Here is a 16,312-nt window from a genome sequence, read left to right as displayed (position 1 = left end):
GTGGCGGACCTCACGATGGGTCCATGCCGCTCACCCAGATCCGGAAGGTCGTGACGGCCATCCCCGGCCCGCGATCGGTCGCGTTGATGACCCGCAAGGCCCGGGCGGTCGCGCCCGGCGTGGCGACGACGATGCCGGTCTTCGCCGTCGAGGCGGCCGGCGGCATCGTGCGCGACGCCGACGACAACCAGCTGATCGACCTCGGGTCGGGCATCGCCGTGACGACGGTCGGCGTCAGCGCGCCGCGGGTGGTCGAGGCCGTCGCGGCGCAGGCGGCCGCGTTCACCCACACCTGCTTCATGGTGACGCCGTACGAGGCGTACGTGCAGGTGGCCGAGGCCCTGAACCGGCTGACGCCGGGCCGGCACGAGAAGCGCACCGTGCTGTTCAACTCCGGTGCCGAGGCGGTCGAGAACGCCGTCAAGATCGCCCGCACGTTCACCGGCAAGCAGGCCGTCGTCGTGTTCGACCACGCCTACCACGGCCGCACCAACCTCACGATGGCCATGACGGCCAAGTCGGCGCCGTACAAGAACGGCTTCGGCCCGTTCGCGCCCGAGGTGTACCGCGCGCCGCTGTCCTACCCGTACCGCGACGGCGTCACCGACGGCGCCGCGGCCGCGCGGCGGGCGATCGACGTCATCGAGACGCAGGTCCGGGCCGAGAACCTGGCCGCCGTCGTCATCGAGCCGATCCAGGGCGAGGGCGGGTTCATCGTCCCGGCGCCGGGCTTCCTCGCGGCGCTGGCCGACTGGTGCCGCGCGAACGGCGTGGTCTTCGTGGCCGACGAGGTGCAGTCCGGCCTCGCCCGCACCGGGGCCATGTACGCGTGCGAGCACGAGGACGTCGTCCCGGATCTCGTCGTGACGGCGAAGGGGGTCGCCGACGGGCTGCCGCTGTCGGCCGTCACCGGGCGCGCCGAGATCATGGACGCGCCGAAGGCCGGCGGCCTGGGCGGCACCTACGGCGGCAACCCGCTGGCCTGCGCCGCCGCGCTCGCCACCATCGCCACGATCGAGGCCGACGGGCTGATCGAGCGCGCGCAGAAGGTGGGTGACGTGCTCCGCGACCGGCTGGAACGGCTGGCCGCCACCGACCCGCGCATCGGCGACGTCCGGGGGCGCGGCGCGATGATGGCGGTCGAGCTGGTCGGCCCGGACGGCGCACCGGACGCCGCGCTGGCCCGGGCCGTGGCCGCGGACTGCCACGCCCGCGGCGTCATCGTGCTGACCTGCGGCACCTACGGCAACGTGCTGCGCTTGCTGCCCCCACTGGTGATCGACGACGAGCTGCTGCACGACGGACTGGACGTGCTCGAAGAGGCCCTGGGAGGCCAGCCGTGACCACCGTGACGACGACCGGCCTGGTCGCTCACCTCGACCAGCTCGACCCGGCCAACGGCGTCTTCGTCGGCGGCCGCTGGCGCCCCGCGGCGGCCACGTTCGCCGTCGACGACCCGGCGACCGGCGCCGTCCTGGCCGCCGTCAGCAACGCGACAGTGCAGGACGCCGCCGACGCCGTGACCGCGGCGGCGGCGGCCGCTCCCGGCTGGCGGCGCACGGCGCCCCGGCAGCGGGCGGAGGCGCTGCGCCGCGCCTACGAGCTGATGACGGCCGACGCGGACCGGCTGGCGACGCTGATCGCGGCCGAGAACGGCAAGTCGCTGGCCGACGCGGCCGGCGAGGTCACCTACGCCGCGGAGTTCTTCCGCTGGTTCTCCGAGGAGACGGCCCGGACGTCGGGCAGCTACGGCGAGTCCCCGGCCGGCGACACCCGCATCGTCGTGACGCACCGGCCGGTGGGCGTCGCCGCGCTGGTCACGCCGTGGAACTTCCCCGCGGCGATGGCCACCCGCAAGATCGCGCCGGCGCTCGCGGCCGGGTGCACGGTGGTGCTCAAGCCGGCGTCGCAGACCCCGCTGACGGCGCTCGCCATCGCCCGCATCCTGGCCGCGGCCGGCGTCCCCGACGGCGTCGTGAACGTGGTCCCGACGACGGACTCCCGCGGCGTCGTCGCCGCGTGGCTGGCCGACCCGCGGGTCCGCAAGATCTCCTTCACCGGCTCGACCGAGGTCGGGCGGGCGCTGCTCAAGCAGGCCGCGGACCGGGTGGTGAACTCGTCGATGGAGCTGGGCGGGAACGCCCCGTTCATCGTCACCGAGGACGCCGACCTCGACGAGGCGGTCGCCGGAGCGATGGTGGCGAAGTTCCGCAACGGCGGGCAGGCCTGCACGGCCGCCAACCGGTTCTACGTCCACGAGCGGGTGGCCGGCGCGTTCGTCGCGAAGCTCGGCGCGGCCGTCGAGGCCCTGACGGTCGGCCCGGCCGCGACCGGCGCGCAGATCGGCCCGCTCATCTCGGCCACCGCGGTCGCGGACGTGCAGGCGCTGGTCAACGCCGCCGTCGCCGGTGGCGCGACCGTGACCCACCGGGCCGCCGTGCCCGCGGGGCTGACCGGGCACTTCGTCGCGCCGCTCGTGCTGAGCGACGTGCCGCCGGACTCGCCGGTCGTCACCGAGGAGATCTTCGGGCCGGTCGCGCCGGTCGTGACGTGGCGACACGAGGACGAGCTGCTGGGCATGGTGAACGGCAGCGAGTACGGTCTGGCCGCGTACGTCTACGCCGGTGACCTGCGGCGGGCGCTGCGCCTGGCCGAGGCCGTCGACGCGGGCATGGTCGGCGTGGGCCGCGGGCTGGTCTCCGACCCGGCGGCGCCGTTCGGCGGCGTGAAGCAGAGCGGGCTCGGCCGGGAGGGCGCCCGGCAGGGCCTGGAGGAGTTCACCGAGACCCAGTACTTCAGCATCGGATGGAGCGGCGCATGACCACGGTCCAGAACTTCGTCGGCGGCGAGTCGGCGCCGGCCGCGTCGGGCGCGACGATGCCCCTGGTCGATCCGTCCACCGGCGAGACCTACGGCGACGCGCCGCTGTCCGGCGAGGCCGACGTCGCCGCCGCCTACGAGGCGGCGGCGAAGGCGTTCACCGGGTGGCGGCGCAGCACGCCGGCCGAGCGGCAGAAGGCCCTGCTCGGCATCGCCGACGAGGTCGAGCGGCATGCCGACGAGCTGGTGGCGGCCGAGGGCCGCGACACCGGCAAGCCGGCGCACCTCACCGCGGCCGAGGAGATCCCGCCGATGGCCGACCAGCTGCGCTTCTTCGCCGGCGCGGCCCGCGTGCTCGAGGGCCGGTCCGCGGGGGAGTACCTGGCGGGCCACACCTCGTGGGTGCGGCGCGAGCCGATCGGTGTGATCGGCCAGGTGACGCCGTGGAACTACCCGATGATGATGGCCGTCTGGAAGTTCGCCCCGGCCATCGCGGCCGGCAACACGGTGGTGCTCAAGCCGAGCGACACCACGCCTGTGACGACGGTGCTGCTGGCCGAGCTGGCCGCACGGCACCTGCCGCCGGGCGTGCTGAACGTCGTCGCCGGCGACCGCGGCACCGGCGCGGCCGTCGTCTCCCATCCGGCGGCGCAGATGGTCTCGATCACCGGCTCGGTCGCGGCCGGACGCGCGGTGGCGGCCGGCGCCGGCGAGCGGCTGCAGCGCACGCACCTGGAGCTGGGCGGCAAGGCGCCGGTCATCGTCTTCCCCGACGCCGACCTCGCGGCCGCCGCCGCGACCATCGCCGAGGCCGGCTACTTCAACGCCGGCCAGGACTGCACCGCCGCCACCCGCGTGCTCGTGCACGAGTCGGCCGCCGCCGACTTCACCGCGGCACTGACGGGCGAGGCGGCGCAGGCGCGGACCACGTACGGCGCGCAGCCCGGCGACGAGGACGCCTGGATCCCGCCGGTGAACAACGCCCAGCAGCTCGACCGCGTCCTCGGCGCCATCGCCCGGACGCCCGACCACGCCACCGTGACCACCGGCGGCGGCCGCCAGGGCAGCACCGGCTTCTACGTCGAGCCGACCGTCATCGCCGGCCTGCGCCAGGACGACTGGCTCACCCAGCACGAGATCTTCGGCCCGGTCATCACGGTGCAGACGTTCCGCACCGAGGACGAGGCCGTCGAGCTGGCCAACGGCGTCGAGTACGGCCTGGCCTCCTCGGTGTGGACGGCGAACGTGCAGGTGGCGCTGCGGGTCTCGGCCGAGCTGGACTTCGGCTGCGTCTGGATCAACACCCACATCCCGCTGGTCGCGGAGATGCCGCACGGGGGGTTCAAGTCCTCCGGCCACGGCAAGGACCTCTCGGTCTACGGCCTGGAGGACTACACCCGCATCAAGCACGTCATGGCGTCGCTGGGCTGACACACTGTGACCGTGCACCCGCTGGACCCACTGACGGCGGAAGAGATCGACCGCGTCCGGGAGCTGCTGACGTCGGAGCACGGCGTCGGCGCGGACTGGCGGTACGCCTCGATCGAGGCCGTCGAGCCGGCCAAGGCCGACCTGGCGGCCTACGCGAACGGCGGGCCGCTGCCGCCCCGGCGCGCCGAGGTGATCTGCTTCCAGCGCCGCGACGGCTCGACGTTCCGCGCCCGGGTCGACCTCGCCGCCGCGTCCGTCGAGTCGTTCGAGCCGGTGCCCGGCGTGCAGCCGAACTTCACCATCGACGAGTGGGAAGAGTGCGACGCCATGCTCCGCCACCACCCCTCCGTGTTGACGGCGCTGGCGGCTCGCGGCATCACCGACCTGTCGGCGGTGTTCATCGACACCTGGACCTACGGCGGCGCCCTGGTGCCCGACGCGTACGCCGGGCGCCGGCTGGGCTGGTCGGACGTGTGGGTGCGGCGGGTGGCCGGCGGCAACCCGTACGCGGGCCCCGTCAACGGGCTGCACTTCGTCGTCGACGTCGGCGCGATGGAACTGCTGGAGATCGAGGACACCTACGCGGTGCCGCGGCCCGAGATCATGGGCGAGTATCGCCCGCACCTGCTGCCCGAGGCGTTGCGCGGCCACCGCCCACCGCGTGCGCCGCTGGAGGTGACCCAGCCCGACGGCCCCGGGTTCAGCGTCGACGGGCAGGAGGTCAGCTGGCAGAACTGGCGGCTGCGGGTCGGGTTCAACCACCGCGAGGGCCTGACGCTGCACCAGGTCGGCTACCGCGACGCCGGCCGCGAACGCAGCGTCGCGCACAAGCTCTCGTTCGCCGAGATGATGGTCCCGTACCGCGACCCCGGCGTCGACCACTACCGTCGCACCGCCTTCGACATCGGTGAGTGGGGCCTGGGCTTCCTCACCCAGTCGCTGAAGCTGGGCTGCGACTGCCTGGGCGAGATCCGCTACCTCGACGCGGTGATGCACGACTCGGCCGGCCGGCCGTACACCATCCCGAACGCGATCTGCCTGCACGAGGAGGACTCCGCCGTCGGCTGGAAGCACGTCGACCACGACGGCACCGCGGAGGTGCGGCGGCAGCGCCGGTTCGTGGTGTCCTTCCACGTCACCGTCGCCAACTACGAGTACCTGACGTACTGGCGGTTCTACGAGGACGGCAGCATCGAGTGCGAGGTGCGCGCGACCGGCATCATGGTGGTCTCGCACGTCCCCGAGGGCGCCGCCCATCCGCACGGCACGCTCGTCGACACCCGCACCTACGCGCCCATCCACCAGCACTTCGTCGTCGCCCGGCTGGACCTCGACGTCGACGGGACGGACAACACGGTGGTCCGCTCGGAGACGGTGACCGACCCGATCGGCCCGGCGAACCCGTACGGGCTGGGCGTCCGGCAGGTGAAGGCGCCGTTCGTCGTCGAGGGGCCGGACGACTACGCGTGGGAGACCCAGCGTGCGTGGTCCGTCGTCAACCCGGGCTCGCTGAACGCGCACGGCACGCCGGTCGGCTACAAGCTGGTCCCGGGCGCGGCCATCCCGTCCTTCTTCGACCCCGCGTCGCCGGTGTTCCGGCGCGCCGAGGTGGTCGGGCACACCGTCTGGGTCACGCCGCACGACCCGGACCAGCGCTGGCCGGCCGGCGAGTTCGTCAACCAGGGCGGCCCCGGCATGGGCATGCCCGAGTGGGTGTCGGCGCGACGCGCGACCGACCGCACCGACGTGGTGCTGTGGTACGTGTTCGGCATCCACCACGTCCCGCGTCCCGAGGACTGGCCGGTGATGCCGGTCGACACGATCTCGTTCTGGCTCAAGCCGTCGGGATTCTTCGACCGCAACCCCGCGCTGGACGTCGAGCCACACCCGGCGCCGCACTGTCACGCACCGGTCACACCGCCCCCCACGAGTACGTGACCTTCTCGATCTTCAGGTAGGTGAACAGCTCGGTGCTGCGCACCCCTGGGGTGCGCCGGATGACGTCGTTGAGGATGCGCAGCAGTTCGCCCGGGTCGCGGCCGAGCACCTCGACGAGGATGTCGTAGCGCCCGGCCGACAGCACCACGTAGACGACCTCCTCGACCGCCGCCAGCGCCGACGCGACCTCCTGGAGGTCGCCGTCGACGTTGATGCCGATCATCGCCTGGACGTCGAAGCCCATCTTGAGCGGCTCGGAGACGGCCACCACCTCGATGGCGCCGCTGTCGATGAGGCGCTGGACGCGTTGCCGGGCGGCCGCGCGCGAGAGCCCCACCTGGGGGCCCAGCTTGGAGTACGCGATGCGTCCGTCGACCTGGAGGACGCGGATGATCGCCTTGTCGATCTCGTCGAGCTCGACCTGCTGCGGACGCGATCCGTTGACCACGACGGCCTCCCTGAGTGGACGTTCTGCAGGGGCAATCCAATCGCACGGATTCGGCCCGCGCAACCGAACAATGCGCTCGCAGAAACGTGGCCTGGCTGACGATATGGACGTAGGGGCTGGTACGACGGACCGATCAAAACGCTCTCGAAACGTTGTGGAATCAATCTAATGACTCGTGAACCAAGATCTGGACGCCAAAAAGCTTGTCACATTCTGATCTGAGCGCCATACTGATGGCTCGTTCGAGATGCCGGTACCGACAGGAGACTGACGTGTCCGAGCCGTTGAAGCCGAACCATGAGTGACATCGCCGCACTGGATGCCGTCGGACAGGCCGAGCTGGTCCGTTCCGGCGACGTGACCCCACACGAACTGCTCGACGCGGCGATCAAGCGCATCGAGCAGGTCAACCCGCAGGTCAACGCCGTCATCACCACGATGTACGACGAGGCCGCGGCACAGATCGAGGCAGGACTGCCGGACGGCCCGTTCACGGGCGTGCCGTTCCTGCTCAAGGACGGCGGCGCCGTCGGGTACGCCGGCACCAGGCTGACGTCCGGCAGCCGCTACCTGCTCGACAACGTCTCCGCCGAGGACGGGCCGCTCACCCGCAGGTACCGAGCGGCCGGGCTGGTCTGCTCCGGCAAGACCAACCTGCCCGAGTTCGGCCTGCAGCCGACCACCGAGCCGGAGGCGTTCGGCCCCACCCGCAACCCGTGGAACCCCGCGCTGACGGCCGGCGGGTCCAGCGGCGGCGCGGCCGCCGCGGTCGCGACCCGCATGGTGCCGATGGCCAACGCCAGCGACAGCGGCGGGTCCATCCGGATCCCCGCGTCGTGCTGCGGCGTCTTCGGCATGAAGCCGACGCGGCTGCGCATCGCGTCGGCGCGCCGGCACCTCGGCGTCTCCATGCGCATGGCGTTCCTCAGCGAGAACTCCATCACGGTGTCGGTGCGCGACTCCGCGGCACTGCTGGACGCCACCGCCGGGCCGGCGCCCGGCGACCCGTTCATCGCGCCGCGGCCGGAGCGGCCGTACCTCGAGGAGGTGTCCCGCGACCCGGGCCGGCTGCGCATCGTCGTCAGCCGCCGCTCGCCGATGGGCACGCCGCTCGACGCCGACACGCTGGCCGCCGTCGACGACGCCGCCCGGTTGTGCGAGAGCCTGGGCCACATCGTCGAGGAGGGCGTGCCCACCCTCGACGTCGGTGGCCTGGCCGGCCCGTTCGCCGCCGTCTCGGCCGGCGGGCTGGCCTGGGACATTGCCCGGCTGGAACGCTCGACGGGCAAGCCGGCCGTCGAGGAGCTGTTCGAGCCGGCCACCTGGGAGCTGATCCAGCGCGGCCGGTCGACGACCACCTCCGTCAGCGACTTCATGGACGCCCTGGCCGAGTTGCAGACGCTGTGCGACGAGCTGGCCGCGTTCCAGGCGCCGTACGACCTGTGGCTCACCCCGACCACGGGCAGCACGCCGCCGCCGCTGGGCACGTTCGCCTCGACGGCCGACGACCCCACCCGTGGCATGCGCGCGTCGGCCGGCTTCGTCGCGTTCACCTCGCTCATCAACGTCAGCGGCCAGCCGGCCATGACCGTGCCGCTGTACTGGACCGACGACGGCGTGCCGATCGGCGCGCACTTCGTGGGCCCCTACGGCGACGAGGGGATGTTGTTCCGCCTCGCCGCGCAACTCGAGCAGGCCCGCCCGTGGGCCGGCCGTATCCCGCCACTCGGCGTCGCCGCCTGAAGCACCGGCGACCCCGTCGAACCACCGACGAGTAGGAGCGCCCGATGACCGCCGCCGTACCCTCCGTCAACCCGCTCTTCCCGGGCCCGCACTGGACCTCGCACCAGTTCATCGCCGACGAGGTGATGGACGACCAGTTCAAGCACCACCTCGGCATGATGCTCTTCGGCATGTCCGACCTCGGCGAATGCCTGGAGGTGGCCCGCTCCATCGCCGTCGACGACGAGGAGAGCTGGATCCAGGCCTGGACGCCGATGGCGCAGGCCCTGCAGGCCCGTGCCGAGTCCGCCGAGGCCGCCGGCCGCACCGTCACCGCGGCCGACTGCCACCTGCGCGCGTCGACCTACTGGCGCGCCTCGCTCATGCACTTCGGCCCGCCCGACGACCCGCGGATGGCCGAGCACGCCCGCCGCAGCTACCAGCACTACGACCGCTACCTGGAGCTCAGCGGCTACCCGGGCGAGTACCTCGCCATCCCGTACGAGGGCTCGTTCCTGCCGTCCTACCTCTACCGCAGCCCGGTCGCGGACCAGTCGGCACCGCTGCTGATCTTCTTCCAGGGCCGCGACGCCTGGCCCGAGGACACCCGGTGGGTCTACGACGGCGCGATCCGCCGCGGCATCCACTGCCTGGCGGTCCAGTGCCCCGGCCAGGGGCTGGCGCTGCGGCTGAACGGGCTGCCGTTCCGGCCTGACTGGGAGAACGTCGTGACGCCGATCGTCGACGTCGCGGTCGGCCTGGACGGCGTCGACGCCGACCGGATCGCGCTGATGGGCCTGAGCTTCGGCGGCTACCTGGCGCCCCGGGCGGCGGCGTACGAGAAGCGGCTGAAGCTGTGCATCGCCGATCCCGGCGTCCTCAGCTGGTGGGCCAGCATCAGCGCGGGCCTGCCCCCGTCACTGATGGAGGCCTACGGCGACGGCCCGGAGGCGTTCAACGCCGCCGCGGGCGCCATCGCGGAGCAGTCGTCGACGGCCGGCTGGTTCCTGCGCGACTCGTGCTGGAAGCACGGCGTCGACACGCCGTACGCGCTGATGAAGGAGTTCGAGGCCTGCGACCTCACCGACGTCGCCAAGCTCATCGAGTGCGAGACGCTCGTGATGGACGGCGTCGACGAACGCTTCTCCACCGGTCAGGCCGAGCAGCTCTACGAGGCGCTCGAGTGCCCCAAGGAGCTGATGCTCTTCGGCACCGAGTCGACCGCTCAACTGCACTGCCAGAACGGCGCCACCGCCACTGCTGCCGAGCACCTCTTCGACTGGCTGGCCGACCGCCTGTAGCGGGCGCCCTCATCTACGGAGAGTCCCTCATGCGTTCTGACGGATTACGAGCCTGCGCGCTCGCTCTTGGGTGTCTGATCGTGGCCGGCGGCTGTTCGGGCGTCGTCCGCAGCACCGACGACGACCCTGCTGCCGCACCGACCTCGTCGGGGCCGGGCGTCGCCGAGTCGTTCGACAGCCGGTTCACCGGCACCGAGGCGTTCTGCACCGCGGACACCGGCGACCACCAGCCAGAGGAGGTCGAGCCGGGTATCACCGCCGACTCGGTGGTCCTGACGAACGTGCGGCTGCGGCTGGAGGACCTCGTGGAGGTCGGCTTCGCCGAGGACGTCGGCGACACCGCCGACCAGGTCGAGACGTTCGTGCGCATCGTCAACGAGGAGTGCGGCGGCATCAACGGGCGCCTGATCGAACTGAACACCGTCGAGATCGCGGTGCCCGGGTTCGGCGCCACCGATCCGCAGGTCGAGGCCCAGCAGGCGTGCACCTCGATCGCGAAGGACCAGCACGCCCTCGGCGCGTTCTCCTTCACCGGGGTCGGTAACCCGCTGGCCGGCTGCCTCACCGGGCCCAACGACGTCATCTACGTGACGACGTACGACCTCAGCGCCCAGGACTTCGCCGCCGCCGACGGCATGCTCTACTCGGTCAACCACTCGCCGGCCGACATCCTCACCTACGCCGCCCGCGAGCTGGCCGGCGAGCTCGAGGGCCGGCCCATCGGCGTCGTCTACACCGACACCGAGCCCAACCCGCAGGTCGTGCAGGAGGGGCTGGTCGCCGAGCTGGAGCGGCTCGGGCTCGAGGTGGCCCGCGTCGACGCCATCGGCTGCGACGCCGGCAACTGCACCGACGGCCTGATCGAGTCGGTGCAGGGCATGCGCGCCGACGGCGTCGAGGTGGTGTTCCCGCTGCTCGACACCATCACCATGCCCACGTACCTGGGCGAGATGGTCACGCAGGGCTTCCAGCCCGGCGACGTCGAGTTCGTGAACACCAGCTTCCAGGCCCAGGACAGCGAGCTGGTCACCGGCAAGATCGTCCAGTTCGCCGGCGAGGCCGCGGCCGCGCTCTACGACGGCGCCACGATCGTGTCGGGCAGCCGAGCCGGCGAGCACCGCCTCGACGACTTCGTCCCCGACCCGTTCGTCGAGATGTGCAACCGCGTCTACGCCGAGTACAGCGACGTCATCGACGCGCCGTACGACCTGCTCGACGACGCCGACAACCTGCGGGCCAGCAACGTGGCCTCCAGCTGTTCGGGGGTCCGGCTGTTCGCCCGGGCCATCGAGGCGGCCGGGGAGAACCCGACCCGGCAGGACGTCGCGGCCGTGCTGGCCGGCTTCGGCGACTTCGACCACGGCGAGTCGCTGCCGGCGAGCTTCGGCCCCGGCAAGCCGACCGGGCCCGACGCGATCGTGGTCGAGCGGTTCCACTATCCGTGCCCGGCGGAGTTCGGCAGCGACTCCGCGCACTGCATCGTCCCCGAGACCGACTTCCTCCCCCTGCCGGCCGATGACTGAGCCGACAGCTGAGCCGGCGGATCCGGGCGGGCCGCGGACCGCGACGCTGACCGCGGCGGTCCTGGCGGAGGAGTCGCGGCGGCAGGAGGCGCAGACCCAGCGGTCCGAGCCGCTGGTGCTGCCCGACGAGCTGCTGCCGGCGGTGGGCGCCGCGGAGCTGTCGCTGCGCGACACGCTGCGCCGCGGCGGCTGGGCGATCGTGACGCTGGCCGTGCTGCTCGTGGTCATCGAGCAGCTCAGCCGCGAGACCACGAACGTGCTCGCGCCGGACATCCGCGCCTACTTCGGGCTGTCCGACACCGGGCTGATGGCGCTGGCCAGCTTCGGCGGCATCGCGCTGGTGCTCGGCGCGGTGCCGATGGCGTGGCTGGCCGACCGGGTGCCGCGCAAGTACGTCGTGGCCGGCTCCGCCGCGGGCGCGGCGCTCTGCCTGGTCGGGGCGGCCCTGGCCGGCAACACGTTCCAGCTGTTCCTCGCCTACTCGGGCATCGGGCTCGCCGCCGCCTACTCCACGCCGGTGTTCGGCTCGCTCATCTCCGACGGCTATCCGCTGGAGGGCCGCGGGCGGATCTTCTCGCTGCACGCGATGGCGACGCCGCTGGGCCTGGCGCTCGGGCCGTTCACCGCCGGGAGCATCGCCACCCTGGCCGGCGGCGCGGAGGGCTGGCGGTGGGCGTACCTCGCCCTGGCCGTCCCCGTCGCGGTGCTGGCGATCGCGGCGCTGGTGTTCCTGCGCGAGCCGGTGCGCGGGCGGTACGAGCAGGAGACGGTCACCGGCGAGGTGCTGGACCAGAGCGATCGCGGCGGCGAACTGCCGATCACCATCGGGACGGCGTTCGCCCGGATGAAGAAGATCAAGACCTTCTACTTCATGTGCCTCGGCATCGGCGCGCTCGGGCTGGCCCTCATCACCGTCCCGCTGCAGCTGACGCTGTTGCTGCGCGACGAGTACGGGTACGGCGCCTTCACCCGCGGCTGGATCCTGTCGCTCTGCCAGATCCCGTCGATCGTCGCCATGCTGATCGCCGGGCGGCGCTTCGACCGGATGTACCGGGTCGACCCCGCCCGCACCATGCGGGTGGCCGGCTACGCCATCGTCGCCTACGGCGTGCTCACGCTGGTCGCGCTGCGGCTGCAGCAGCCGGCGCTGCTGCTGGTCTGCTACGCGCTGGCGACGGCGTTCACCGGCATGGCGCTGGTGGCGGTCAACCCGCTGGTGGCCTCCGTCGCGCCGTACCGGCTGCGGGCCCAGGCGTTCGCCATCGTGCCGATCTTCACGTTCCTGATGGGCGGCTTCCTCGGCGCGCTGGTGGTGGGCGCCATCTCCGACGCGCACGGCCAGCGGGTCGCGCTGACCATCGCGGTGCCGGTGTCGACGGTCGCCGGCGGCTACCTGTTCCACCGCGGCGCCCGCTACCTGCGTCAGGACATCTCGCGGGCGGTCGAGGAGCTGCTGGAGGAACAGGAGGAGCGGCGCCGGATCGCCGCCGACCCGCAGCACACCCCGGTGCTGCAGGTGCGCAACCTGGACTTCAGCTACGGCACTGTGCAGGTGCTGTTCGGCATCGACCTGGAGGTGGCGCGCGGCGAGGTGCTGGCGCTGCTCGGCACGAACGGCGCGGGCAAGTCGAGCCTGCTGCGGGTCATCAGCGGCCTCGGCATCCCCGACCGCGGCGTCATCCGGCTCAACGGGCGCTCGCTCACCTACGCCGAGGCGGAGCTGCGCTTCCGCGCCGGCGTCGTGCAGCTGCGTGGCGGTGCGGGCGTCTTCCCCGAGCTGACGGTGACGGAGAACCTGCGGACCGCGCTGCTCACCACCGACCTGTCGCCCGCGGAGGCGAAGGACCGGGTCGACCGCGCGCTCGGCCGGTTCCCGGCCCTCGCCGACGCCCGGCAAAGCCGCGCCTGCGACCTGTCCGGCGGCCAGCAGCAGATGGTCGCGCTGGCGATGACGCTGGTGCACGAGCCGGAGCTGCTGATCATCGACGAGCTCTCGCTCGGGCTGGCGCCGGTCGTGGTGCAGGAGCTGCTCGCCGTCGTCGAAGAACTCAAGCGCGAGGGCACGACGATGATCATCGTCGAGCAGTCGCTCAACCTCGCGCTCTCCTTCGCCGACCGTGCCGTCTTCATGGAGAAGGGGCGGATCATGTTCGAGGGCTCGGCCGCCGAACTGGCCGGCCGCGACGACCTCGTCCGGGCCGTGTTCCTCGGCGAGACGCGGGGGTCGCGATGATCGACGTCTCCGCGCAGATGCTCGTCAACGGCGTCATCGTCGGGCTCGTCTACGCGATTCTGGCCGCCGGCTTCGTGCTCGTGTACCGGGCGACCGGCGTGCTGAACTTCGCCCAGGGCGAGATGGGCGCGTTCGGCGTGGCCGTGTTCTGCTACCTCAGCGCGGGTCTCGACGTGCCGTACTGGCTGGCCTTCGCCCTGGCCATCGCGGCGACCGCGGTCGTCGGCCTGGTGGTCGAGCTCTCGGTGATCAGGCGGCTGTTCACCGCATCGCGGCTGGTGGTGCTGATCGCCACCATCGGCGTGGCGCAGGTGCTGATGGTGGCGCGGATGTCGCTGCCCAAGAGCGGCTCGGAGCAGGCGTTCCCGCTGCCGTTCGACCTGTCCTGGCACGTCACCGGCTCGATCCTGATCGTCGCCCGGGACGTGCTCGTGGTCATCGTCGCCCCGGCGACGATTCTCGCGCTGGCGCTGTTCATGACCAGGTCCAAGTGGGGCCTGATGGTGCGCGCCACCGCCGCGAACCCCGACACCGCCCGCGTGTTCGGCCTCAGCGTGAAGACGACGTCGTCGATCGTGTGGACGCTGGCGGCCGGCTTCGCCGCCGTCACCGCCATCATGATCGCGCCCATCCAGGGCATCACGCCGGGCACCATCATCGGCTCCGGCGCCGCCGCGGTGGGCCCCGGCCTGCTGGTGCGCGCGCTGCTGGTCGCGCTGATCGCCCGGATGAGCTCGCTGCCGATGACCCTCGTCGGCGGCCTGCTCGTCGGCGTCGGCGAGAGCGTGCTGCGCGGCAACGTCGACCAGGCGAACCGGTCCGTCGTCGACCTGTGGATCTTCGCCGCGACGATCCTGCTGCTGCTGTTCTGGGTCCGCGGCCGGCGCGGCGAGGCGGCGCCGTCGCTCGGCGCCCGGGTGGCGGCGGTGCCGCAGCGGCTGCGGCGGCTCTGGTACGTCCGGCACCTGAACACCATGGGCTTCGTCGTCCTGTTCGCGCTGCTGGCGATCATCCCGCTGGTGTTCACCCGGCAGAGCCAGCAGTTCGTGTGGACCGACGTGCTGGTGTTCGCGATGATGGCGCTCCCGTTGTCGATGCTGACCGGCTGGGCCGGCCAGTTCACCCTCGGCCAGTTCGCCTTCGTCGGCCTCGGGTCCGGCGTCATGGTCATGGTGACGCACGGCACCGAACTGCCGTTCCTGCCCGGGTGGGGACTGCAGCTGTCCTGGTGGACCGCGCTGCTGGTGGCCACCGCCGTCGGCGGCGCCGCGGCGCTGCTGGTCGGGCTGTCCGCGGTGCGCATGCGCGGCCCGTTCCTGGCCGTCGTCACGCTGGCGTTCGCCGTCGCCGCCTCGACCTGGATCTTCCGCCAGGCCTGGTTCACCGGTTCGCCGTGGTCGACGACCACGCCCTACATGGAGCCGCCGGAGCTGGGCGGCCTCGACTTCTCCGACCGCCGCACGTTCTACTTCCTCTGCCTGCTGGTGCTCGGGCTCATGGTGGCGGTCCTGTGCCTGATCCGGCGCGGCGGCATCGGCCGCGCCATGATCGCCGTCAGCAACAACGAGGACATGGCCGCGGCCGCCACCGTGTCGCCGGTGCGGATGAAGCTCATCGCGTTCGGCCTGTCCGGCGCGATGGCGGCGCTGGCCGGCTGCCTGTTCATCACACTGCGGGTCGAGGTGGTGCCCGGCAGCACCTTCAGCCCCGACGTGTCGTTGCTGCTGATCTCGGCGACGATCATCGGCGGGGTCGGCTCGGTGGCCGGGCCGATCCTCGGTGCGCTGTTCGTCCGCGGGCTGCCGGCGCTGTTCGGGGACCTCGACGAGGTGCGCCTGCTGACCAGCGGCATCGGTCTGCTCATCCTGCTCATGTACTTCCCGGGCGGGCTGATGCAGATCGTCTACGGCGTCCGTGGTCTCGTCCTCAGCGCGATCGGCGCCCGCACGGAGCCGGAGCCGGTGTCCACCCGCCCGGCCACGGCGACTCCGCGGCCGCGGGCCGACGCGCCTGACGGGACCGCGGCCGCCGCGGCGCCGTGGCTGCGGCTCACCGGCGTGAGCGTGCACTTCGGCGGCAACCGCGCCGTCGACGGGGTGGACCTCGAGGTCCGGCCCGGCGAGCTGGTCGGCCTGATCGGCACCAATGGCGCCGGCAAGTCGACGCTGATGAACGCCGTCAGCGGGCTGGTGCCGTCGACCGGGACGATCGAGCTGCTCGGCGCCGACGTCAACGGGCTGCCGGCCTACCGCCGGCACCGTCGTGGCCTCGGCCGCGGCTTCCAGGCGGCCCGGCTGTACCCCGACCTCACGGTGCGCGAGACCGTCTTGGTGGCCCTGGAGGCGCGGTCGCGCACGCTGCTGCTGCCGTCGATCACCGGGCTGCCGCCCGCGCCGGCCGCCGAACGGCGCAAGCGGGCCGCCGCCGACGACGTGATCGACCTGCTCGGGCTCGGTCACTTCGCCGACGAGTTCACCGCGAACCTCTCGACCGGGACCCGCCGCATCGTCGAGCTCGGCTGCCTGATCGCGGCCGACGCGAAGGTCCTCATGCTCGACGAGCCCACCGGCGGCGTCGCCCAGCGCGAGACCGAGGCGTTCGGGCCGCTCATCGTCCGGATCCAGCGCGAGCTGGGCGCGTCGCTGCTGGTCATCGAGCACGACATGCCGTTGATCATGGCGATCTCCGACCGCGTGTACTGCCTGGAGGCCGGCCGCGTGATCGCCGAGGGGACGCCGGAGCGGATCAGGCACGACCCCGCCGTCATCGCGTCGTACCTCGGCACCGACGAACGGGCCATCCAGCGATCGGACCAGTTGTCCTCGTCCACCCCGACAGCTTCGTGAAAGGGAGCTCATGACGTCCGAAAACCCCTTCGGGTTGACCGGGAGAGTCT

Annotated in this window: 10 protein-coding genes; 9 read left to right on the top strand and 1 reads right to left on the bottom strand. The window is 72.3% G+C overall.

All coding sequences use genetic code 11. The features are described 5' to 3' along the window. Window positions 1-23: 23 nt before the first annotated feature. From gabT to BLV02_RS20450, 4 genes are read left to right on the top strand one after another with little or no spacing between them, the layout of a single operon-like run. Window positions 24-1,343 (top strand): 4-aminobutyrate--2-oxoglutarate transaminase, encoded by a 1,320-nt coding sequence (gabT, locus tag BLV02_RS20465; RefSeq protein ID WP_069109899.1) that lies wholly within the window; start codon window positions 24-26, stop codon window positions 1,341-1,343. Continuing rightward, the gene (locus BLV02_RS20460; protein ID WP_216094042.1) at window positions 1,340-2,821 is read left to right on the top strand and encodes an NAD-dependent succinate-semialdehyde dehydrogenase; all 1,482 of its coding nucleotides are present in this window, start codon (window positions 1,340-1,342) and stop codon (window positions 2,819-2,821) included. The genes gabT and BLV02_RS20460 overlap by 4 nt, the downstream gene beginning before the upstream one ends. Continuing rightward, window positions 2,818-4,251: an aminobutyraldehyde dehydrogenase gene (locus BLV02_RS20455; RefSeq protein ID WP_069110253.1), complete on the top strand. Its 1,434-nt coding sequence runs from the start codon at window positions 2,818-2,820 to the stop codon at window positions 4,249-4,251. Before BLV02_RS20460 ends, BLV02_RS20455 begins: the two co-directional genes overlap by 4 nt. 6 nt (window positions 4,252-4,257) lie before the next feature. Beyond that, a complete protein-coding gene (locus BLV02_RS20450) occupies window positions 4,258-6,189 on the top strand; it encodes a primary-amine oxidase (protein ID WP_069109898.1) in 1,932 nt (643 codons plus the stop codon). On the opposite strand, the gene BLV02_RS20445 is transcribed toward BLV02_RS20450, so the two are convergent. Next, window positions 6,164-6,637, bottom strand: a complete 474-nt coding sequence (locus BLV02_RS20445; RefSeq protein WP_069109897.1) for an Lrp/AsnC family transcriptional regulator — start codon at window positions 6,635-6,637, stop codon at window positions 6,164-6,166. The genes BLV02_RS20450 and BLV02_RS20445 overlap by 26 nt on opposite strands. 297 nt (window positions 6,638-6,934) lie before the next feature. Between BLV02_RS20445 and BLV02_RS20440 the strand changes: the two genes are divergently transcribed. The 5 genes from BLV02_RS20440 to BLV02_RS20420 all read left to right on the top strand — a co-directional run bounded on the left by BLV02_RS20440 (window position 6,935) and on the right by BLV02_RS20420 (window position 16,262). Further along, on the top strand, window positions 6,935-8,380 hold the full coding sequence (locus BLV02_RS20440) for an amidase (protein WP_069109896.1): 1,446 nt from the start codon (window positions 6,935-6,937) through the stop codon (window positions 8,378-8,380). A 44-nt stretch (window positions 8,381-8,424) separates the two neighbouring features. Then, window positions 8,425-9,660 carry an alpha/beta hydrolase family protein gene (locus BLV02_RS20435; protein WP_069109895.1) on the top strand — a complete coding sequence of 412 codons (1,236 nt, stop codon included), beginning with the start codon at window positions 8,425-8,427 and terminating at the stop codon, window positions 9,658-9,660. A gap of 80 nt (window positions 9,661-9,740) precedes the next feature. Beyond that, window positions 9,741-11,183: an ABC transporter substrate-binding protein gene (locus tag BLV02_RS20430; RefSeq protein ID WP_069109894.1), complete on the top strand. Its 1,443-nt coding sequence runs from the start codon at window positions 9,741-9,743 to the stop codon at window positions 11,181-11,183. Then, entirely contained in the window at window positions 11,176-13,416 is a 2,241-nt protein-coding gene (locus BLV02_RS20425; RefSeq protein WP_069109893.1) for an ATP-binding protein, read from the top strand. Before BLV02_RS20430 ends, BLV02_RS20425 begins: the two co-directional genes overlap by 8 nt. Beyond that, complete coding sequence (locus BLV02_RS20420; RefSeq protein ID WP_069109892.1) at window positions 13,413-16,262, top strand: ABC transporter permease subunit; 2,850 nt, start codon at window positions 13,413-13,415, stop codon at window positions 16,260-16,262. The genes BLV02_RS20425 and BLV02_RS20420 overlap by 4 nt, the downstream gene beginning before the upstream one ends. The last annotated feature ends 50 nt before the right edge of the window (window positions 16,263-16,312 follow it).

Origin of the sequence: Jiangella alba (assembly GCF_900106035.1) — a bacterium.
Classification (GTDB): Bacteria; Actinomycetota; Actinomycetes; order Jiangellales; family Jiangellaceae; genus Jiangella; species Jiangella alba.
This window is presented reverse-complemented; position numbering and strand designations above follow the sequence as displayed.

Bases quoted from the DNA above. Each gene is read 5' to 3' on its own strand.
- BLV02_RS20455 (WP_069110253.1), top strand. From the start codon at position 2,818: ATGACCACGGTCCAGAACTTCGTCGGCGGCGAGTCGGCGCCGGCCGCG.
- BLV02_RS20435 (WP_069109895.1), top strand. From the start codon at position 8,425: ATGACCGCCGCCGTACCCTCCGTCAACCCGCTCTTCCCGGGCCCGCAC.
- BLV02_RS20425 (WP_069109893.1), top strand. From the start codon at position 11,176: ATGACTGAGCCGACAGCTGAGCCGGCGGATCCGGGCGGGCCGCGGACC.
- BLV02_RS20420 (WP_069109892.1), top strand. From the start codon at position 13,413: ATGATCGACGTCTCCGCGCAGATGCTCGTCAACGGCGTCATCGTCGGG.
- BLV02_RS20440 (WP_069109896.1), top strand. From the start codon at position 6,935: ATGAGTGACATCGCCGCACTGGATGCCGTCGGACAGGCCGAGCTGGTC.
- gabT (WP_069109899.1), top strand. From the start codon at position 24: ATGCCGCTCACCCAGATCCGGAAGGTCGTGACGGCCATCCCCGGCCCG.